We start from the raw sequence: 19,771 nt of genomic DNA on the forward strand, positions 1-19,771 counted from the left end.
ACCCTATCACCACGAGAGTGTCATAATTATCGGAGAGTGTTGAGATGACTGCTACGCTCCTCCCCCGGTTGGTCTCAATGGTTCGGAGTACTTCCGGACGGAGGGGTGGGCGGCTCACATGGGCGGCGGCAGCAATGACATCAAAGGGCTTTGGGTGGCGATCGTCCTGCTCGGTGCGGCAGTGGTCGGTTCCTCGACAGCCGCCGTCTTCTGGGTGGCGCAGGGAGGCCGCCCGACCGGGGACCGGGTCATGCACACGCTCGCGGCGGGCGGGGCCGCGTTCGCCGGAGTCGCGGTCCTGGGAATCACGATCGGTGAATTCATCAGCGGCTAGTACTTAGGTCTACACTCCTTAGAAGTGCAGTCCTAAGGTCTACCCGTCCGCGGAGGAGTGGTCATGCAGCAGCCCAGGCCGGCAAAGCCGTCGCGTGTCTTCGACCGAGGCCCCGAGTGGGACGCGCTCACCGCCTTCGTCGGCCGGTCCCTGCCGCACGCCGCCCTCGGAGTCCTCAGCGGCAGGCGGCGCATGGGCAAGACGTATCTGCTGCGGGCGCTTGTCGAGCAGTGCGGCGGGTTCTACTTCGGGGCGACCGACGCCACCGAGGCAGAGTCTCTTCGACAGTTCAGCGCCGCCCTGGCCGAGTACCTGGGCTCCCCTGTGGCCTTTTCCTTCTCCACCTGGGATGACGCGGTCTCCTATCTCTTCGGGCTCGCCGCCTCCGACACCCGGACGCCCGGTGGTTCCGCGCCGGACACACCGTTCCTCGTGGTCATCGACGAGTTCCCCTATCTGGTCAGGGCCGCCCCCGAACTGCCCTCGCTCATTCAGCGCGCGATCGACCGCGGTCAGGTGGAAGAGAGCCGTATGCGCCTGCTGCTGTGCGGTTCGGCGATGTCCGTCATGGGCGGTCTGCTGGCCAGCAGTGCGCCCCTGCGCGGCCGGGCCCAGCTCGAACTGGTCGTACGTCCCTTCGGCTACCGGGCGGCGGCGGACTTCTGGGGCGTGGCCGCCGACCCGGCACTCGCCACCCGGTTGCACGCGGTTCTGGGTGGCACCCCCGCTTACCGGCGCCAGTTCCTGGCGGACGACGTCCCGGCCGACCTGGGCGCCTTCGACGAATGGATCTGCCGCACGGTCCTTTCGCCGTTCAGTCCGCTCTTCCGAGAGGCCCGGTATCTGCTCGCCGAAGAAGCCGATATCCGGGACACGGCGCTGTACCACTCCGTACTGGCCGCCGTGGCGCAGGGCAACAGCACGCGGGGGGGTATCGCCGGGTACATCGGCCGCAAGTCCGTCGACATCTCACATCCGCTCAATGTTCTGGAGGACAGCCATCTCCTGGTGCGGGAGGCAGACATCTTCCGGACAGGCAAATCCCAGTACCGCATCACGGAGCCCCTGATCAACTTCTACGAAGCCGTCATGCGACCCGCCTGGGCCCGGCTGGAAGGAGGCCAGGCCACGGAGGTGTGGGCCCAGGCAGGACAACGTTTCGCGGCGCAGGTGGTCGGTCCGCACTTCGAGGCGATGTGCCGCGAGTATGTCCTGGGGCCCGGGAGGACTCTGCTCAGTACCTCTTCGGGCGAGGTCGGCGGTGGTGTCGTGACCGATCCGAGAGAGCGCCGGCAGATCCAGATCGACGTGGCCGTGGTCGAACAGGGGTCCGGCGGCAGCCGCCAGTCGGTCGCCCTGCTCGGGGAGGCGAAGTGGGGCACGGTCATGGGGGTGGGCCATCTTGAGCGCCTCGCGAGGGCGAGGGAGTTGCTCAACGGGCGCGGCATGAACACATCGCACTGCGGGTTGGCGTGTTTCAGCGCAGCGGGATTCAGCGAGGCTCTGCGGACCGAGGCAGCACGCGGCGGGGTGCTGCTCATCGGCCTGGACGAGTTGTACGGCCGGGCCGTGCCGGACGGCTTCCTGCTCTAGGCCGGCAGCGGCCGGCCCGCAGCCCCGAGTTCTCCCGCAGGAGCGGCCGGCCTCCGCCGGATCACCAACGCCATCAGCGCCGCCACCGCGCACAGCGCCCCGGAGGCGTACCAGACCATGTCGTACGAGCCGAAGACGTCACGTGCGACGCCCCCGAGGAAGGCGACCAGCGCGGCGCCGACCTGGTGGGAGGCGAGGACCCAGCCGAAGACGATCGCGCTGTCGTCGCCGTACTGCTCCCGGCACAGGGCGACGGTCGGCGGGACGGTGGCGACCCAGTCGAGGCCGTAGAAGACGATGAAGAACAGCATCGGGGGGTGGACCGACGGGGCGAGGAGCATCGGCAGGAAGAGCAGGCTGATGCCGCGCAGGGCGTAGTAGACCGCCAGCAGCCGGCGCGGTTCGAAGCGGTCCGTGAACCAGCCGGAGGCGATCGTGCCGGCCACGTCGAACACACCGATGACCGCGAGCAGCGAGGCCGCCGCCGTGACGGGCATGCCGTGGTCGTGGGCGGCGGGCACGAAGTGGGTCTGGATCAGCCCGTTGGTGGAGGCGCCGCAGATCGCGAAGGTGCCGGCCAGCAGCCAGAAGGTGCCGGTGCGGGACGCCGTGAACAGCACGGTCACCGCTCGACGGGCGGCCCCCACCGCGGGCTCCGGCTTCGGCACGAACTCCTTGGCGCCGTACGGCTTGAGGCCCAGGTCCGCAGGGTGGTCCCGCAGCAGCAGCCAGACGAAGGGCACGACCGCGAGGGCGGCGAGGGCCACCGTGACGGCCGCCGGGCGCCAGTCGTGCTTCTCGACGATCCAGGACAGCAGCGGCAGGAAGATCAGCTGGCCGGAGGCCGAGGCGGCGGTGAGGATGCCCGTGACCAGGCCGCGGCGCTCGGTGAACCAGCGGTTGGTCACGGTCGCGGCGAAGGCGAGGGCCATCGAGCCGGAGCCGAGGCCCACCAGCAGTCCCCAGCACAGCAGCAGCTGCCAGGCTGCCGTCATCCACACCGTCAGGCCCGAGCCGAGCGCGATCACGGTCAATGCGACGGCCACGACCTTGCGGATGCCGAAACGGTCCATCAGCGCCGCCGCGAACGGGGCGGTGAGGCCGTACAGCGCCAGGTTGACGGAGACCGCCGCCCCGATCGTGCCGCGCGCCCAGCCGAACTCCTGGTGCAGCGGGTCGATGAGCAGGCCGGGAAGTGAGCGGAAGGCGGCCGCGCCGATGATCGTCACGAAGGTGACGGCGGCGACGAACCACGCCCGGTGGACACGGGTGCGGGGGGATCGCCCGGACTCGGGGGCCGTCTCGACTGCTGCGGGTTCGGTTGTCTGGGTCACGACATAGAGCATCCAGGCCGGAACCGAACGCATCCACTGGCCCGAAGGACAGCATTCGCTAGGATCGGGCCATGAGCAGAGAGCCGGCTGCCCCGGATTTCCGCCCGCACCGCGTGGTCGTCCTCGCCCTCGACGGCCTGCTCCCCTTCGAGCTGGGCATCCCGCACCGCATTTTCGGGCGCCCCAAGGATGCCCGGGGACGGCATCTGTACGAGGTCGTGACCTGCTCGATCCGGCCACCGGGCCCGGTGGAGACCGACGCCGACTTCGCCATCCAGATCGAGAACGGTCCGGAGGCCCTGGCCACCGCCGACACGGTCATCGTCCCGGCGTCGTACGAACTCGGCCCGGTCTTCGAGGAGGGCGTCCTCACCGAGGAGCTGGCCGCCGCCCTCGCCCACATCCGGCCCGGCACCCGGCTCGCCTCCATCTGCACCGGAGTGTTCGTGCTCGCCGCGGCCGGCTACCTCGACGGCCGCCCCGCGACCACCCACTGGGCGGAGACCGACCAGCTGCAACGCCTCTTCCCGAAGATCGACGTCGACCCGAACGTGCTGTTCATCGACGACGGCGACATCCTCACCTCGGCCGGCGTCGCGGCCGGCATCGACCTGTGCCTGCACATGGTGCGCCGCGACCACGGCACCGCCGTCGCCAACGAGATCGCCCGCCGCACGGTCGTACCCCCGCACCGCGACGGCGGCCAGGCCCAGTACATCCAACGCCCGGTCCCCGAGCCCCAGTTGGCGACCACGACGGCCGCCCGCGCCTGGGCCCTGGGCCGCCTGCACGAGCCGATCCAGCTCCGCGACATGGCCGCGCAGGAGTCCATGTCGGTACGCACCTTCACCCGCCGCTTCCGCGAGGAGGTCGGCGTCAGCCCCGGCCAGTGGCTCACCCAGCAACGCGTGGAGCGCGCCCGACACCTGCTGGAGTCGACCGACCTGTCCGTCGACCAGGTGGCCCGGGAGGCGGGCTTCGGCACGGCACAGTCCATGCGCCAGCACCTGCAGACGGTCCTGGGGGTCACGCCCACCGCGTATCGCCGTACTTTCCGCTCCGGCGTCAGAACATGAGCACCCCGCGCGCCACCCGCCCCGCCTCCGCGTCCGCCTTCGCCTTCTCGAAGTCCTCGATCGGGTAGGTCTCGGTCACCAACTCGTCGAGCAGCAGCCGTCCTTCGCGGTACAGGTCGGCGTAGAGCGCGATGTCCCGCTGCGGGCGTGAAGAGCCGTACCGGCAGCCCAGGATGGACTTGTCGAGGTACATGGAGGAGACAAGGAAGGAGGCCTCCGCGGTCGCCGCGGGCACGCCCAGCAGCACGGCCTGGCCATGCCGGTCGAGCAGGTCGATCGCCTGCCGGATCAGTTCCACCCGCCCGACGCACTCGAAGGCGTGGTCGGCCCCCGTGGGCAGGATCTCCTTCACCCCGTCCGTCGACGTCAGGAAGTGCGTCGCCCCGAACTGCCGGGCCACCGCCTCCTTCGCCGGGTTCGCGTCGACGGCGACGATCCGCAGGGCGCCCGCGATCCGTGCGCCCTGGATGACGTTGAGCCCGATGCCGCCGGTGCCGATGACCAGCACGCTGTCCCCACGGTCGACCCTCGCCCGGTTGAGCACGGCGCCCACCCCGGTCAGCACCCCGCACCCGATCAGCGCGGCGGCCGGCAGGGGGATGTCCTCGGGAATCCGGACCGCCTGCACCGCCTTCACCACGGTCCGTTCCGCGAAAGCCGAGTTGGAGGCGAACTGGTACACCGGACGCCCCCCTTGCACGAACGGCCGCCCCGGACGCCCGATCGCCTGCCGGCACATCGTCGGCCGCCCCCGGTCGCACTCCGCGCAGGTACCGCAGTTGGCCAGCGTGGACAGTGCGACATGATCACCCACTCCCACATGCGTGACCCCGGCGCCGACGGCCTCCACCACCCCCGCGCCCTCATGCCCGAGCACCACAGGAACGGGGAAAGGTATGGTCCCGTCCACCACAGACAGATCGCTGTGGCACAACCCGGCTGCCGAGATGGCGACCTGCACCTCCCCCGGCCCCGGCTCCCGCACCTCCAGGTCGTCCACGACCTCGAGCCGCTTGCCGTCGAACACCACACCGCGCATCAGAAGACCCCCTTGGGCTCCCTGGGCAGGCCGAGCACCCGCTCGGCGATGATCGTGCGCTGGACCTGGTCCGAACCGCCGTAGATCGTGTCGGCGCGGGAGAACAGGAACAGATGCTGCAACGAGTCGAGTTCGTACGGCGCCGTCGGCGACCAGTCCACCGGCCCGACCCCCGCCGCGGCCCCGCGCACCTGCATCGCCAGCTCCCCGAGCCGCTGATGCCAGCCGCCCCACAACAACTTGGCCACGCTGGACGCCCCGGCATCTCCGGAACCCCCGAGCGTCCGCAGGGCGTTCCACCGCATGGTCCGCAGCTCGGCCCACTGCCGTACCAGCCGCTCCCGTACGACGGGATCGGCGACCGCCCCGGTCTCGACGGCGGCCCGCACCACAGTCCCCAACTCCTGTGCGAACCCGACCTGCTGGGCCAGCGTGGAAACCCCCCGCTCGAACCCGAGCAGACTCATCGCGACCTTCCACCCGCCCCCTTCACCCCCGACGACGTGCTCCACGCGGGCGCGTGCCCCGTCGAAGAAGACCTCATTGAAGTCGCTGGTCCCGGTCAGCTGCCGAATGGGCCGCACCTCGATCCGCCCCGGCTGGTCCATGGGGACGAGGAGAAACGTCAGCCCGTGGTGCCGCCGGGACCCGGGTTCGGTCCGGGCCAGCACAAAGCACCAGTCGGCCTCGTGCGCCAGCGAGGTCCAGATCTTCTGCCCGGTGATCCGATAACCGGACCCGTCGCGTACGGCCGCCGTACGCACCCCGGCCAGATCGGACCCGGCACCGGGTTCGCTGTACCCCTGACACCACAGCTCGTCACCGGTGGCGACAGGAGGAAGGAACCGGCTCTTCTGATCCGGCGTTCCGTGCGCGAGAAGGGTAGGCGCGAGCAACTTCTCCCCGATGTGCCCCGACCGCGGCGGAGCTCCAGACCGCGCGTACTCCTCGGCCCAGACGACTTGTTGGGTAAGCGTGGCAGTCCGATTGCCGTACCCGCCTTCCGACCACCCGAGCCCGATCCATCCGGCTTTCCCGAGAGTGCGCTCCCAAGCACGGCGGTCCCGCCCGGCGTCGACGTGCCCGGACAGCCACGCCTTCGCTTCTGAACGAAACGCCTCATCCTGGGCACTGAACCCAAAGTCCACTGGGGGTCTCCTCTCACCGCCGGTCAGCATGAGCTCCCTAGGGGCGCGGGGCTGTGTCGATTTGCGGCTCCGCCGCGTGGGCGCGACAAGCCACCAACAACCCGCACCCGCCAAACCACAAGCTCCCCCGAGCTCTCAGGCATTCGGCCTGTCGCCCCGCGCAGCGGCTTTTTCCATCGCAGCCAACCGCTCAAGCATCGGCATCGGATCCACCCCCACCGCCCCCGGCAAAACCTCCGCAACCCGCTCCGGAGTCCAGGAACCCTCGGCATACGCCGAGCGAAGCTCCCGCGGCTGAGCCCAAACCGCCAACTTCGGCCCCGCGATCGTGTAGACCTGCCCGGTGATCCCCTGCTCCTTCGCCCGGTCGGACAGCAGGTACACCACCAGGGCGGCCACATCCTCCGGTTCCCCGATCTCCGTCAGCTCCATGGGAACGTTCGCCGACATCCGCGTACGCGCAACGGGCGCCACCGCATTGGCACTCACCCCGTACTTGTGCAGGCCCAGCGCAGCGCTCCGCACCAGCGAGATGATCCCGCCCTTGGCCGCGCTGTAGTTCGCCTGTGAGACCGACCCCTGATGGTTCCCGCTGGTGAACCCGATCAACGTGCCCGCCCGCTGCCGCCGCATCACCGCGGAAGCCGCCCGGAACACCGTGAACGTGCCCTTCAGGTGGGTGGCCACCACCGGGTCCCACTCCTCCTCGGACATGTTGAACAGCATCCGCTCGCGCAGGATCCCGGCGACGCACACCACACCGTCGAGCCGCCCGTACGACGAGAGAGCGACGTCGACCACCCGCTGCCCGCCGGCCATCGTGGACACGTTGTCGGCCACCGCTACGGCATCCCCGCCCGCCGCCTCGATCTCCTTGACGACGCTCTCGGCGACCTCGCTGGTGGGCGAGGCCCCGTCGACGGCGACCCCGTAGTCGTTGACGACGACCTTCGCCCCCTCGGCCGCCGCGGCCAGCGCCACCGCACGGCCGATGCCCCGTCCGGCGCCCGTCACGGCGACGACCTTGCCTGCCAAGAAGTTCCCCACGTCCGGCCCCTTCCCGCGGTTTCTGACGGACCGTTAGATTTTATGACCCGTCAGATACCTGGAGACAAGCCCCGGGGAGAGCCGATGTCGATGCCCGCGGAGTTCGCCGAGATCGCCAAGCGCGTGAACAACTGGGGCCGTTGGGGCGCCGACGACGAGATCGGCACCCTCAACCTGATCACCGACGAGGTCGTCCGCGAGGCCGCCGCGACCGTCCGCACGGGCCGCCGCATCCCCCTCGCGCTGCCCCTGCAGCAGGACGGCGTGCAGACCGGGATGATCCCGGGGCGGGTCAATCCGCTGCACGCGATGGTGCAGATCAACCAGGAGCTGTTCGGCCCGGGGTCGGTGGCGTGCAGCGACGACGCCGTGACCATGGGACTGCAGGCCGCCACCCACTGGGACGCGCTGCCCCATGTCTCGCACTCGGGCCGGCTCTACAACGGCCGCCCGGCCGGCACCGTCACCGCGCACGGCGGCGCCGAGTTCAGCGGTATCGACAAGACGCGGCACGTCGTCTCGCGCGGGGTGCTGCTGGATGTGGCACGCGCGCGTGGCGTCGACCGGCTGGAGGGTGGGCACGCGGTCACCCCCGAAGACCTGGAGACCGCCGAGGAGATGGCCGGTACGCGCGTGCGTGCCGGTGACATCGTGCTCGTACGCACCGGGCAGATCCAGGTCTGTCTCGCCGGGGACAGGCACGCGTACGGCTATCCCTCGCCGGGTCTGTCGATCCGCACCCCGGAGTGGTTCCACGCGCGCGATGTCGCCGCCGTCGCGAACGACACCCTCACGTTCGAGATCTTCCCGCCCGAGATCGAGGACCTGTGGCTGCCCGTACACGCGCTCGACCTGGTGGAGATGGGGATGCTGCAGGGTCAGAACTGGAATCTCGAAGAGTTGTCCACAGCCTGTGGAGAAGCTGGCCGATACACGTTCCTGCTCTCGGCGATGCCCGAGCCCTTCGTCGGCGCGACCGGGACTCCGGTGGCCCCAGTCGCCATCCTGTGAGGTTCGTCGACCGGCGGCGCGGTGCTCCCGCCCCGAGCACGGCACCACGCGCCGCCGACCGACTCCGGCGCACCCGCCCCGACTCCTTGGGCCCTGAGGGAGCCGACGCCGAATCACGATCCGCACTCGTCGAGGGCTCCCGTCACCGAAGCCCTCGTCGTCCCCTCACGGCGAATCGCTGACCACAAGCGTGATCAAACGGACACGATGCGTCAACACCCGTACGGGGATTTATTACTTAAGCCCAATTTGTCGCGGGCGCGCACAGAAGCACATCCCGGCGCATCGCCTCAGTCGGCCAGGGCGTGAGAGCGGTTTCTGCGACCGTGCACCCGCGCCGCCGGATCCCCCGCACCCGTGCGCCGGTCACACCGCCTCGAACGCCAGCCCCTCGTACGCCGTCACGCCGCCCACACAGGCCTGTGCGGTCTGCCGGGTCTGTGCGCAGCGGTCGAGTTCGCACCAGATGCGCTTGCCCGCACCCTCGGGGCTCCAGCCCCAACGGTCGGCGAGACCGTCGACGAGGGCGAGTCCGCGGCCGCCGGTCGCATCACCGTCGGCGCACCGGGGCACGGGGGCCCGGTCGCTGCTGTCGGCCACCTCGAGGCGGACGGTGGCCGCTTCGGCGGCCACACCGGGCAGGGAGAGCCGCAGCACGGCCGGACAGCCGGTGTGCACCACGGCGTTGGTGACCAGTTCGGAGACGAGCAGGATCAGCGTCTCGGCGAGCGGCTCGTCGGCCTCTATCCCGGACCCGGCGAGGCGGGAACGCGCCCACCGCCGGGCTCGCCCCACCTCAGCGGGGTCGGGCCGGACTTCCAGCTGCACCTGAAGCACCTGCACCGCTCACACCATCCGAACCGGCGGACACATGACCTCGCGCCACGCGCGCGCCGCAACGAGGGCCACGATCGTAGCCATTTTCTGCATGACCAGAACAATGGCCAGTGCAGAGCCCAGAGCAAGGGTCACGGACTGTGAATCCCTTAAGAGACAGCATGGTTGACGTACAGTCACGCCAACAAGCGCTTCGGGCATATTCCAGCGCGAAGGAGTACCCGTGCGGCATACTGTGCGACGCTCACTGCGGGGACTCGAACAGGCCAGTTCCGGCATCACCCCGGGGGCAACACCGGTACGGCTCATGCTCTCAGCCTCTCGCATCCCACAGAAGGTACCGGAGCGGGACGCCGACTCCAGGACGTGACGGGTCACGCGTAGGACACAACCCGATATCAACGCTCCGTAATTCCGGTATGCCACAATCCGCGACAACGACGAGCGCGGCTTCCGCGACATCCCAGGCCGGCGCCGTTCAGGCCACCAGATCGGCCGCGAGCAGCTCCTCACTCTCCGTGATGCCTCCGCCACGCTGCGCCCGCACCCAGGCCCGCTTCAGATGCAGATGCACCTCGGAGTCCCAGGTGAAGCCCATGCCGCCGTGCACCTGGAGGCAGTCGCGGGCGCCGCGCACGGCGGCCTCGTCGGCGAGCAGCCGGGCCGCGGCGATGTCGCCGCGGTCGGCGGTGACGGCGGCCGCATAGACCGCGGCGCGTGCCAGTTCGGCGCGCACCAGCATCTGCGCACACAGATGCTTGACCGCCTGGAAGGCCCCGATCGGCTGCCCGAACTGCTCACGGGTCCGGGCGTGTTGCACGGCCAACTCGCACACACGCGTGGCCGTCCCGAGCTGCTCCGCGGCGGTGAGGAGGTCTGTCACGGGGTCGGCGGGCGCCGGCGCGGGCACCCGGTGCAGGGGTGTCAGCGGGTCCACCGACCGCAGCGGTACGGCCCCCTCGGCGCCCGGCCGCACGACATCAGCCTCGTCCAGCCACTCCACAAGCCGCCCGTCCGCAGCGGCGACAACGACCTCCCCGGCGGCGGCCCCAGGAACCACCCCGGCGGCGAGATGCGTGGCCACCAGCGGCCCGGGCACCAAAGCCCGCCCGGTCTCTTCGAACGCCAACACGGCCTCCGGCAGCCCGAGTCCGGCCCCTCCGTCCACTTCGGGCAGCCGTAGAGAGAAAAAGCCCAGCTCTCCGAGGGTGCGCCACAGGACCCGGTCGAGACGGGACTGGTAGGCGCCGGGTCCTGCACTGCCGTTCAGGGGCGCGGGGCTGTGTCGATGTGCGGCTTCGCCGCGGGGCGCGACCAGCCCCCACCCACCCGCGGACGGCCAACGACCAACCACATCCCGGACAGTGCGTTGCAACGCCCGTTGCTCCACGGTCAATTGAAAACGCACGTCTCACCGCCCCTTCGGCAACCCAAGAATCCGCTCAGCCACGATGTTCTGCTGAATCTGCGAGGTACCGGCCGCGATGGTGTACGCCAGCGACGACAACCGGTCCAGCACCCACGGCCGCCCGAGGTCGAGTGCGTCCTCCCCGAGGACGTCGGCGGCGGCGTCGTACAACTCCTGCCGCGCATGCGAATACCGCAGTTTGAAAACCGAACCCCCCACCCCCGGCACCCCGCCGGAGGCCTCCGCCTCGCTCACGTTCCACTGGATCAGGCGCCACAGCCCCCGGAACTCCGCGTTCAGCCTTCCGAGGCGCCGCCGCAGCGCCGGATCGTCCCAGCGGCCGCGCCGACGTGCCTCGGCGGCGAGTTCGCCCAGCACCCGCCGGCAGGCCACCACCTCGCCCACGAACGCCGTACCGCGCTCGAACGACAGCGTCACCATGGTGACGCGCCAGCCGTCGTTCTCGTCCCCGACCCGGTTGGCGACCGGCACCCGTACGTCGTCGAGGAACACCTCCGCGAACTCCGCCGACCCGGCAAGCGTCCGCAGCGGCCGTACGGTGATGCCCGGCAAGGACATGGGCATGGCCAGCCAGGTGATCCCACGATGCTTCGGCGCCGTCGGATCCGTACGGACCAACAGCTCGCACCAGTCGGCCACTTCGGCGTGCGAGGTCCAGATCTTGGACCCGCTCACCACGTACTCGTCGCCGTCCCTGCACGCGCGCGTGCGCAGCGCCGCGAGGTCGGAGCCGGCGTCCGGTTCGCTGAAGCCCTGGCACCAGACCTCCTCGCCGCGCAGGATCGGCGGCAGCCAGCGCGCCCGCTGCTCCTCGGCCCCCTCGGCGGCGATGGTCGGCCCGGCGTGCAGCAGCCCGACGAAGTTCGCGCCCACATAGGGGGCGCCCGCCTTCTCGGTCTCCTCCAGGAAGATCAGCCGGACGGTCGGGGAGGCGTCCCAGTGGACGTCGCCGTACCCGGCGTCGAACAGCATCCGCTGCCACCCGAGGTCGTACGCCCTGCGCCCGGGCCAGTCCTCCGGGGAGGGCTTGGCGGGCAGCGTCGGCAGCACCTTCCCGAGCCACTCCCGCAGCCGCGCCCGGAACTCCTCCTCCTCGGGCGTGTACGACAGGTCCATCAGCGGTCGAGGTCCAGGTCCAGCATGCGGATCGCGTTGCCGCGCATCAGCTTGTGGACCGTCTCGTCGTCGAGGCCCTTCACATGGTCGAGGGCGACCTCCTTGGTGTGCGGGAAGGTCGAGTCGACGTGCGGGTAGTCGGTCTCGAAGGTGGCGTTGTCCCGGCCCACCACGTCCAGCGAGGCCACCCCGTGCTTGTCGCGGAAGAAACAGCAGAACATCTGCCGGTAGTAGTACGTCGACGGGGGCTCCGGGATCAGATCGCGCACCCCGCCCCAGGCCCGGTGCTCCTCCCACACGTCGTCGGCACGCTCCAGGGCGTACGGGATCCAGCCCATCTGGCCCTCGGAGTAGGCGAGTTTGAGGGTCGGGAACTTCACCAGCACCCCGCTGAACAGGTAGTCCATCATCGACGCCATGGCGTTGTTGAAGCTCAGTGACGCCTGGACCGCGGGGGGCGCGTCGGGGGAGGCGGCGGGCATCTGGGAGCTGCTGCCGATGTGCATGTTGACGACCGTCCCGGTCTCCTGGCAGACCGCGAAGAACGGGTCCCAGTAGCCGGAGTGGATGGAGGGCAGGCCGAGGTAGGTGGGGATCTCGGAGAAGGTCACCGCCTTCACCCCGCGCGCGGCGTTGCGCCGGATCTCCGCGACCGCGAGGTCCACGTCCCACAGCGGGATCAGGCACAGCGGGATGAGCCGGCCGCCGCTGTCGCCGCACCACTCCTCGACCATCCAGTCGTTGTAGGCGCGCACACAGGCCAGCGCGACCTCCTTGTCGTGCGCCTCGGCGAAGGTCTGCCCGCAGAAGCGTGGGAAGGACGGGAAGCAGAGGCTGGCCTCGACATGGTTGAGGTCCATGTCCTCGAGGCGGGCCTTGGGGTCCCAGCAGCCGCGCCGCATCTCCTCCCGGGTGATGCCCTCCAGGGTCATCTCGTCGCGGTCGAAGCCGACGGCGGCGATGTTCCGCTTGTACGGGAACTTGAGGTCCTCGTAGATCCACCAGTCCGTCGGCGGGCCCTCGGGGTCCATCGTGATCTGGTACTTGCCGCCCACGTAGGCGAGTTCACCGATCCCCGCGGTCAGCGGCTGCGGCCCCCGGTCCCGGTACCTGGCCGGCAGCCACGTGTCGAAGAGGTGCGCGGGCTCGATCACATGGTCGTCGACGCTGATGATGCGGGGCAGTTCGGTCATGGTTCCCCTCCGCCGGACAGTACGTATCTGATGGACCGTCAGATAGCATGTCACCTGACGAGTCGTCAGCCAAGGCAGGGGGCAGACATGACGGAGACCCCGCACACCCTGAGTTCCTCCCGGACGCTGTGGGAGCTGGTGGAGCGCCGTGCCCGGCTCACCCCCGACCGTCCCGTGCTCCTCCAGGACGACCGCTCGCTGAGTTTCGGCGAGCTGCGCGCGCGTGCCGAGCGCGTCGCGGCCGGTCTGTACGACATGGGCGTACGCCCCGGCACGGTGGTCGCCTGGCAGCTGCCCACCCGGATCGAGACCGCCCTGCTGTCCTTCGCGCTGGCCCGCCTGGGTGCCGTACAGACTCCGGTCATCCCGTTCTACCGGGACCGCGAGGTCGGCTTCGCGCTGCGGGAGTCGAAGGCGGAGTTCTTCGCCGTGCCGGGCACCTGGCGGGGCTTCGACCACACGGAGATGGCCCGACGGCTCGGCGCCAAGGGCGTCTTCGAGGCGTACGGCGACCTGCCGGACGGCGACCCGGACGTACTGCCCCAGCCGCCCTCCGAGGGCACCTCCGTGCGCTGGATCTACTGGACCTCGGGGACGACCTCCGACCCCAAGGGCGTGCTGCACACGGACCGTTCGCTGATCGCGGGCGGCTCCTGTCTCGCACACGCGCTGCGGCTCTCGGCGGACGACGTGGGCTCGATGGCCTTCCCGTACGCCCATATCGCCGGGCCCGACTACACCGTGATGCTGCTGCTGTACGGCTTCCCTGCGGTGATGTTCGAGCAGTTCGCGCTGCCGGACGCGCTGGAGGGGTACCGCAGGCACGGGGTGACGGTGGCGGGCGGGTCCACGGCGTTCTACTCGATGTTCCTCGCCGAGCAGCGCAAACAGCCGGGGCGCAAGGTGATACCCACGCTGCGGCTGCTCGCGGGCGGCGGGGCGCCCAAGCCGCCGGAGGTGTACCACGCCGTCGTACGGGAGATGGGGGTGCAGCTCACCCACGGGTACGGCATGACCGAGGTGCCGATGATCACCATGGGGGCGCCGGACGACACCGTGGAGAACCTCGCGACGACGGAGGGGCGGCCGCCGGCGGGGATGGAGATACGGATCGTGGACGGGGAGGTGCGGCTGCGCGGGGAGGCCGTCTGCCAGGGCTATCTGGATCCAGCACAGACGGCGGAGGCCTTCGACGAGGAGGGGTTTCTGCGCACCGGTGACCTGGGGTTCGTCACGGACAGCGGGCATCTCGTCCTCACCGGGCGGCTCAAGGACGTGATCATCCGCAAGGGCGAGAACATCTCGGCGAAGGAGATCGAGGACCTGCTGGCCGCCCATCCGGCCGTCGGGGACGTCGCGGTGATCGGGCTGCCGGACGCCGAGCGCGGGGAACGGGTGTGCGCAGTGATCGAGGTGGGGGCACAGCAGGAAGGCGCCGCGGAGTTGACCCTGGACGCGGTGACCTCGTACCTGCGCGCGGAAGGGCTGTCGGTGCACAAGCTGCCGGAGCAGCTGGAGGTGGTGGACGCCCTGCCGCGCAACGAGACCTTGCGGAAGGTGCTCAAGTACAAGCTGCGGGAGCGCTACTCGGGGACGGTGAAGTAGCGGGCGAACGCCGGAACGATCTCCGCCTCGCCGACCTTGCCGTCGCCGTCGGTGTCGAGCGCGGCGGCGGCGGTCCGGGCGAGGTCCTCGTCCACGCCCAGACTGCGCAGCACGCGCGCGGTGTCCTCGACGGTGGCGGCCCCGTCGCCGTCGGTGTCGGCGAGGTCGAGGGCCGCGTGCAGGAAGGGTCGGGCGATCTCGGCGAACCGCTCGGGGTTGTCACGCAGGCGCTTGACCGCGCCGTTCACGAACTCCTCGCGGTCGATGCGCTGGTCGCCGTCCCGGTCCGCTATTCCGGCCATGCCCTGCCAGAACGCCTCGGCTCCGCCGTACAGCGCCTGGCCCTTGTCGGAGCGGGCCGCGACGCCGAACTCGGCGAGCAGCGCCTTGGCCGCTCCACTGAAGTCCTCGCGGTCGATGTAGCCGTTGCCGTCCTGGTCGAAGGTGGCGAACCGGGCGGCGATCCTGCGCTCGTACTCGCTGCTGACCATGTCTTTCGGGCCGCCTTACGTCATCTCGGGTGCATCTCGTCGGAGCGTACGACGCGGGAGACCGTCCGGGCGCGGGAAAGCGGCGCTTGTGCCAAGACCGGGGGAATTTCGGGACAACTGTGTGGCACACAGAGGTGAGCCGTGACCGCCTGCACAGCTTCCGCCCAGGTCAGGCCGAAAGCGGATCGGCCTCTTCCGCGACCGCCGACGCCACGTCGGCGTACACGTCGAACAGCCGGCGCACGCCCAGGGCGCCCAGGACGCGGTTGACGTGTGAGCCCTCGACCGCGCCCTGTGCCGGGAGTATCAGGCGCAGGGTGCCCTGGCAGGAGCGGATGAGGCGGCGGGCGGCGATGAGCACGCCGACGCCGCTGGAGTCGCAGAAGAAGACCTCGGAGAGGTCGAGGACGAGGCCGTGGCGGCCGTCGGCCACCACGTCGTGCACCCGCTGACGCAGCACCGGCGACGTCACCAGGTCCAGCTCGCCCGACACATGGAGCACGGTCCAGTCGCCCTGCTCGTCGCCGGTCACATAGAACGCCACCACCATGCCCTTCGCTCGCCGGAGTCCCCGCAAAACGGAAGCCATCCCTACGCTTCCTTGCAGCGCGGCTGCCCAGCGGCCGTTCCCTGAAACACGACGCAAGAAACGGGAACCGATCAGAAGAGGCTTGTTTTAATCGACTTCGATCCTGTTCGATCAGGTCTGATCGAAGGTCGAGCGGGTAGGCAGGCACCGAACGCAGGCAGCACACATTGCGACAAAGCGACGTGCACTGTCGTAGGTGCCGACTACATTCGAGGAGACGATGGACGCAGGCCGGGCCGACGAACGGGCAGGGACGAGGGGGCCGTATGACGAAGAAGGACGCACCGCCCCGCTGGGACCGCAAGATGCAGCAGCGGCTCGCACGCGGTGAGGCGGCCGCCCTCGGCGAGCTCTACGACCGGTTCGCCTCCCTCGTGCACGGCCTGGCCCACCGCGTCCTCGGGGACGAGCGCGCGGCCGACGGCATCACGCGTGACGTCTTCGCGCACGTCTGGGAACACCCCGAGGCCTACGACCCCAAGCAGGGCCCGCTGCGTTCCTGGGTCGCCACGCTGACCCACCGCCTCGCCGTGCAGCGGCTGCGCACCACCGAGACCGCCGCCCTGGCCCAGGGCTCCGGCGGCTCCGCCGAGGAGCTGGAGCGCAAGGTGCGCCGCGCCTCGGTCGCCGCCCGCGCCGACTACATCGTCACGTCCATGCCCGCCCCGCTGCGCGCCGCCCTGGACCTGGCCTACTTCCAGCGCCGCGACTACCGCCAGACCGCCGCCGACCTCGGCGTCACCGAGGACGAGGCGCGCCGCCGGCTCCGCCTGGGCCTGCAGCTCCTGTCCACCGCCCACGACGTCGGCGCACCGCCCGGTTACGGGGGTGCCGTGTGAACGACGCAGGCAGCGCGGACCGCTTCGACCCCGGGGGGTTCGACGGCGAGGACGACCCCGACGGCATGAACGGCCGCGCGGGCAAGGGCGGTTTCGAAGACAAGGGCGACTTCGAAGAAAAAGGCGACCAACACGACGAGCAGGACAGGGCCGAGCAGCAGGAGGGGTACGGCATCGCGGGCGGACCCACGCACGACAACGGCAACGACCTCCCCCAGGGCCCCGACCAGCCACCCCGCATACCGATGCCCCGCGCCTCCGTCGAGGACGGCGGACGGCCGCTGCCCGCCCTGGAGGACCTGGGCGAGACGGCGCAGCGGCCCGTCCCGCCGGTCCTGGAGCACCGCGTCCTGAAGTCGCTCCTCGGGGCATGGGCGCTGGCCGCCTGCTCACCGGAGGAGACGGCGGCCCTCGAGGAACACCTGGGCGACTGCGGCTCCTGCGCCGACGAGGCGCTGCGGCTGCGGGAGGCGGTCGGCCTGCTGCACCAGCCGGAGAGCCTCGACCTGGACCCGGGCCTGCGCACCCGTGTCCTGGACGGCTGCCTCGACCGGCGCCCGCCCCGCATCCCGGTGCCGGGGTGGGCGGCTCCGTACGATGCGGAGGCCGCCCGGCTCGACGCCCTGCTGCAGGACATCGGGGACGCCGAGTGGCACAGGCCGGTGCGGCTGCGCTGGTTCGAGGCGGAGGGCCCGATGACCCGTCGTACGACGGTCGCCGGGGTCATCGCCCATCTGCTGTCGGTCGACGGGCTGGTCGCGGTCGCCCTCGGCATGGACGACCCGCTCGGCGGCATCGCCGAGGCGGGCTCCACACCCCGGGCCCGCACCGAGGCGTACTGGCGCGCCTCGCACTTCCCGCCCAACCGTTCCGTACGGGCCCCCTGGCGTGAGCAGACCCACGACCTCGTCCGCACGGCCTCCTTCATCAGCGACTCGGGGCCGGCCCGGCCGGCTGTCTCCTACGGCGACTTCGAACTGCCGCTGCGGGACGCGATGCTGGACCGGGCCTTCGAGTGCTGGGTGCACGCCGAGGACATCGCCGAGGCCGTCGACTACCCGTACGAGCCGCCCGCCCCACGCCATATGAACCGCATGATCGACCTCGCGGCGCGGGTCCTGCCGGACGTGCTCGCGACCCGCCGCCGGGCCGGCCTGGCCTCGCCTCCCCACCACCGGCACCTGGTCCCGGCGGGCGAGCCGGGGCGCAGCCTGCGTCTTGAGATCGAGGGGATGGGCGGCGGCGAGTGGCTGATCCCCCTCGACTCCCCCGCGGCGGTCGGCTCCGCCGCGCACGAGGTGGCCCATGTGGCCCTGGACGGCGCGGAGTTCTGCCGCCTGGCAGCGGGTCATGTGCCTCCGGCGGAGGCGGCCGTGGGGCAGGTCGGTGACCGCGAGGCGATCAGGGATGTGCTGTTCGCTGCAGCTGCCTTGAGCCGGATGTAGGGGGCGGTGCGGTTTCGTCGGCGGCTGCGGGTGCGTCGTGGTTTCTCGCGCAGTTCCCCGCGCCCCTTTTAGGGGCGCGGGGAACTGCGCGAACGGCCCCCACGCACCCGCAGCCGCCCGAAAACCAGCAGCCCCGAACTGCTAGGCGAAAACAACCGTCCGACGCCCGTTGAGCAGAATGCGCCGCTCGGCATGCCACTTCACCGCCCGCGCCAGCGCCTGGCACTCGACATCCCGCCCGATGGCAACGAGCTGCTCCGGCGTGACGTCATGCCCCACCCGCTCGACCTCCTGCTCGATGATCGGCCCCTCGTCGAGGTCCGCGGTGACGTAGTGCGCCGTCGCACCGATCAGCTTCACACCCCTGTCATGAGCCTGGTGATACGGCTTCGCACCCTTGAAGCTCGGCAGGAAGGAATGGTGGATATTGATGATCCGCCCGCTGAGCTGCTTGCACAGGTCGTCGGAGAGCACCTGCATATAGCGGGCGAGCACCACCAGCTCGACCCCCTCCTCACGCACGATCTCCAGCAGCCGCGCCTCGGCCTCCGCCTTGGTCTCCTTCGTCACCGGAATGTGGTGGAAAGGAACGTTGTACGAGCCGACCAGCTCGGCGAACTCCGTGTGGTTCGACACCACCGCCGCGATCTCCACCGGCAGCGCCCCGATCCGCGTCCGGAACAGCAGGTCGTTCAGGCAGTGCCCGAACTTGCTGACCATCAGGACGATGCGCATCTTCTCGTCGGCCCGGTTGATCTGCCAGTCCATGTGGAAGGAGTCACCGATCGCCGCGAAGCTCGCCCGCAGCTTGTCCACCGTCACCGGCTCCTCGGCCGAGAAGTGGACGCGCATGAAGAACAGACCCGTGTCGTGGTCGCCGAACTGCTGGCTGTCCTCGATGTTGCAGCCGGTCATGAAGAGATAGCTCGACACGGCGTGCACGATGCCCCGTTTGTCGGGGCAGGACAGCGTGAGGACGTACTGGTCGTCGAGCGCCGCGGCTCGGGTGGACTGCTCGTTCATGCAGGACAGGGTCCCATAAACGGGCCCCGGTCCGGACCTGGGTCCGCTACGCGGACCTGGTCATGATCCGCAGCACCTCGAGCGTGCGCGGCGGCGCGTCCGGGTCCTCGCCGTCGGCTGTCGCCATCCGCACATGCGCGTCCCGGGCCGCCCGGACCGCCTCCGGCCAGGCCTGGTTCTCGACGTATGCGGAGACCGGCGCGTCGGGCCCGACCTGGTGCATGATCCGCAGCACCCGGAGCACGGCGGTGTCGACGAGGGCCGCCTCCTGGGAGTCCCGGAATATCGTGCCGACGTACTTCTCGGCGGACCAGTTGTCCAGCCAGGTGTCCTCGACCAGGCGGTACACGGCGTCGGTCACGTCCCCGTACCCGTCGACGCCGGCCAGCCAGACGTTCTGCTGGAACGCCGGGTCGGAGAGCATGTGCAGCGCGGAGCGCACATTGCTGCGCCAGCGCCACCACGGCATGTCGTTCAGTGGCATGTCGCCCATGGTGGAGGAGCGACGGCCGCGACGGGAAGAGTTCTCCGAACCTTGCACGGTCACCGATCGTACGTTCTCACGCCTGGGCGCCCCACCGGCCCCCGTAATTCACCTTTACGTCACCAGCTGATAACCGAA

At 70.2% G+C, this 19,771-nt stretch carries 19 protein-coding genes; 7 read left to right on the forward strand and 12 right to left on the reverse strand.

Annotated features, from left to right (window positions below):
* Positions 1–118 precede the first annotated feature (118 nt).
* Together ACIBW9_RS24190 and ACIBW9_RS24195 are read left to right on the forward strand one after the other, a co-directional pair.
* Positions 119–334, forward strand: coding sequence for a hypothetical protein (locus tag ACIBW9_RS24190; RefSeq protein WP_398958256.1), 216 nt, complete (start codon positions 119–121; stop codon positions 332–334).
* Positions 335–397: 63 nt separating this feature from the next.
* Complete coding sequence (locus tag ACIBW9_RS24195) at positions 398–1,927, forward strand: ATP-binding protein (RefSeq protein WP_398958258.1); 1,530 nt, start codon at positions 398–400, stop codon at positions 1,925–1,927.
* On the opposite strand, the gene ACIBW9_RS24200 is transcribed toward ACIBW9_RS24195, so the two are convergent.
* The gene (locus tag ACIBW9_RS24200; protein WP_398958260.1) at positions 1,924–3,261 is read right to left on the reverse strand and encodes an MFS transporter; all 1,338 of its coding nucleotides are present in this window, start codon (positions 3,259–3,261) and stop codon (positions 1,924–1,926) included. The genes ACIBW9_RS24195 and ACIBW9_RS24200 overlap by 4 nt on opposite strands.
* Before the next feature lie 71 nt (positions 3,262–3,332).
* Here ACIBW9_RS24200 and ACIBW9_RS24205 point away from each other — a divergent pair, with 71 nt between their 5' ends.
* Complete coding sequence (locus ACIBW9_RS24205) at positions 3,333–4,337, forward strand: GlxA family transcriptional regulator (protein WP_398958262.1); 1,005 nt, start codon at positions 3,333–3,335, stop codon at positions 4,335–4,337.
* On the opposite strand, the gene ACIBW9_RS24210 is transcribed toward ACIBW9_RS24205, so the two are convergent.
* From ACIBW9_RS24210 to ACIBW9_RS24220, 3 genes are all read right to left on the reverse strand, one after another.
* Complete coding sequence (locus ACIBW9_RS24210; protein ID WP_398958264.1) at positions 4,327–5,376, reverse strand: Zn-dependent alcohol dehydrogenase; 1,050 nt, start codon at positions 5,374–5,376, stop codon at positions 4,327–4,329. The two genes, ACIBW9_RS24205 and ACIBW9_RS24210, sit on opposite strands and share 11 nt — an antisense overlap.
* Complete coding sequence (locus ACIBW9_RS24215; protein WP_398958267.1) at positions 5,376–6,524, reverse strand: acyl-CoA dehydrogenase family protein; 1,149 nt, start codon at positions 6,522–6,524, stop codon at positions 5,376–5,378. The genes ACIBW9_RS24210 and ACIBW9_RS24215 overlap by 1 nt, the downstream gene beginning before the upstream one ends.
* A 135-nt stretch (positions 6,525–6,659) precedes the next feature.
* Positions 6,660–7,571, reverse strand: coding sequence for an SDR family oxidoreductase (locus ACIBW9_RS24220; RefSeq protein ID WP_398958269.1), 912 nt, complete (start codon positions 7,569–7,571; stop codon positions 6,660–6,662).
* Between the two features lie 84 nt (positions 7,572–7,655).
* On the opposite strand from ACIBW9_RS24220, the gene ACIBW9_RS24225 reads away from it, so the two are divergent.
* Positions 7,656–8,582: a cyclase family protein gene (locus ACIBW9_RS24225; protein ID WP_398958270.1), complete on the forward strand. Its 927-nt coding sequence runs from the start codon at positions 7,656–7,658 to the stop codon at positions 8,580–8,582.
* 366 nt (positions 8,583–8,948) lie between these two features.
* On the opposite strand, the gene ACIBW9_RS24230 is transcribed toward ACIBW9_RS24225, so the two are convergent.
* The 4 genes from ACIBW9_RS24230 to ACIBW9_RS24245 all read right to left on the reverse strand — a co-directional run bounded on the left by ACIBW9_RS24230 (position 8,949) and on the right by ACIBW9_RS24245 (position 13,157).
* Positions 8,949–9,410 (reverse strand): ATP-binding protein, encoded by a 462-nt coding sequence (locus tag ACIBW9_RS24230; RefSeq protein WP_398958715.1) that lies wholly within the window; start codon positions 9,408–9,410, stop codon positions 8,949–8,951.
* A gap of 487 nt (positions 9,411–9,897) precedes the next feature.
* Positions 9,898–10,827 carry an acyl-CoA dehydrogenase family protein gene (locus ACIBW9_RS24235; RefSeq protein WP_398958272.1) on the reverse strand — a complete coding sequence of 310 codons (930 nt, stop codon included), beginning with the start codon at positions 10,825–10,827 and terminating at the stop codon, positions 9,898–9,900.
* 3 nt (positions 10,828–10,830) lie between these two features.
* Positions 10,831–11,964 (reverse strand): acyl-CoA dehydrogenase family protein, encoded by a 1,134-nt coding sequence (locus tag ACIBW9_RS24240; RefSeq protein WP_398958274.1) that lies wholly within the window; start codon positions 11,962–11,964, stop codon positions 10,831–10,833.
* Entirely contained in the window at positions 11,964–13,157 is a 1,194-nt protein-coding gene (locus ACIBW9_RS24245; protein ID WP_398958275.1) for an amidohydrolase family protein, read from the reverse strand. The genes ACIBW9_RS24240 and ACIBW9_RS24245 overlap by 1 nt, the downstream gene beginning before the upstream one ends.
* Positions 13,158–13,244: 87 nt before the next feature.
* Here ACIBW9_RS24245 and ACIBW9_RS24250 point away from each other — a divergent pair, with 87 nt between their 5' ends.
* Entirely contained in the window at positions 13,245–14,762 is a 1,518-nt protein-coding gene (locus ACIBW9_RS24250; protein ID WP_398958277.1) for a class I adenylate-forming enzyme family protein, read from the forward strand.
* Here ACIBW9_RS24250 and ACIBW9_RS24255 read toward each other — a convergent pair.
* Positions 14,741–15,253 carry an EF-hand domain-containing protein gene (locus ACIBW9_RS24255; protein ID WP_398958279.1) on the reverse strand — a complete coding sequence of 171 codons (513 nt, stop codon included), beginning with the start codon at positions 15,251–15,253 and terminating at the stop codon, positions 14,741–14,743. The genes ACIBW9_RS24250 and ACIBW9_RS24255 overlap by 22 nt on opposite strands.
* Positions 15,254–15,422: 169 nt before the next feature.
* Positions 15,423–15,803 (reverse strand): STAS domain-containing protein, encoded by a 381-nt coding sequence (locus ACIBW9_RS24260; RefSeq protein WP_398958717.1) that lies wholly within the window; start codon positions 15,801–15,803, stop codon positions 15,423–15,425.
* 305 nt (positions 15,804–16,108) lie between these two features.
* Here ACIBW9_RS24260 and ACIBW9_RS24265 point away from each other — a divergent pair, with 305 nt between their 5' ends.
* Together ACIBW9_RS24265 and ACIBW9_RS24270 are read left to right on the forward strand one after the other, a co-directional pair.
* The gene (locus ACIBW9_RS24265) at positions 16,109–16,681 is read left to right on the forward strand and encodes a sigma-70 family RNA polymerase sigma factor (protein WP_398958281.1); all 573 of its coding nucleotides are present in this window, start codon (positions 16,109–16,111) and stop codon (positions 16,679–16,681) included.
* Positions 16,678–18,126: a maleylpyruvate isomerase N-terminal domain-containing protein gene (locus ACIBW9_RS24270; protein ID WP_398958283.1), complete on the forward strand. Its 1,449-nt coding sequence runs from the start codon at positions 16,678–16,680 to the stop codon at positions 18,124–18,126. Before ACIBW9_RS24265 ends, ACIBW9_RS24270 begins: the two co-directional genes overlap by 4 nt.
* Positions 18,127–18,267: 141 nt before the next feature.
* Here the strand turns inward: ACIBW9_RS24270 and purU are convergent, their stop codons facing one another.
* Together purU and ACIBW9_RS24280 are read right to left on the reverse strand one after the other, a co-directional pair.
* Complete coding sequence (gene purU, locus ACIBW9_RS24275; RefSeq protein ID WP_398958284.1) at positions 18,268–19,149, reverse strand: formyltetrahydrofolate deformylase; 882 nt, start codon at positions 19,147–19,149, stop codon at positions 18,268–18,270.
* Positions 19,150–19,195: 46 nt separating this feature from the next.
* Positions 19,196–19,696, reverse strand: a complete 501-nt coding sequence (locus ACIBW9_RS24280) for a hypothetical protein (protein ID WP_063763555.1) — start codon at positions 19,694–19,696, stop codon at positions 19,196–19,198.
* Between the last annotated feature and the right edge of the window lie 75 nt (positions 19,697–19,771).

The sequence above is a fragment of the Streptomyces sp. NPDC049541 genome (assembly GCF_044465725.1).
In the GTDB taxonomy this organism is placed as follows: Bacteria; Actinomycetota; Actinomycetes; order Streptomycetales; family Streptomycetaceae; genus Streptomyces.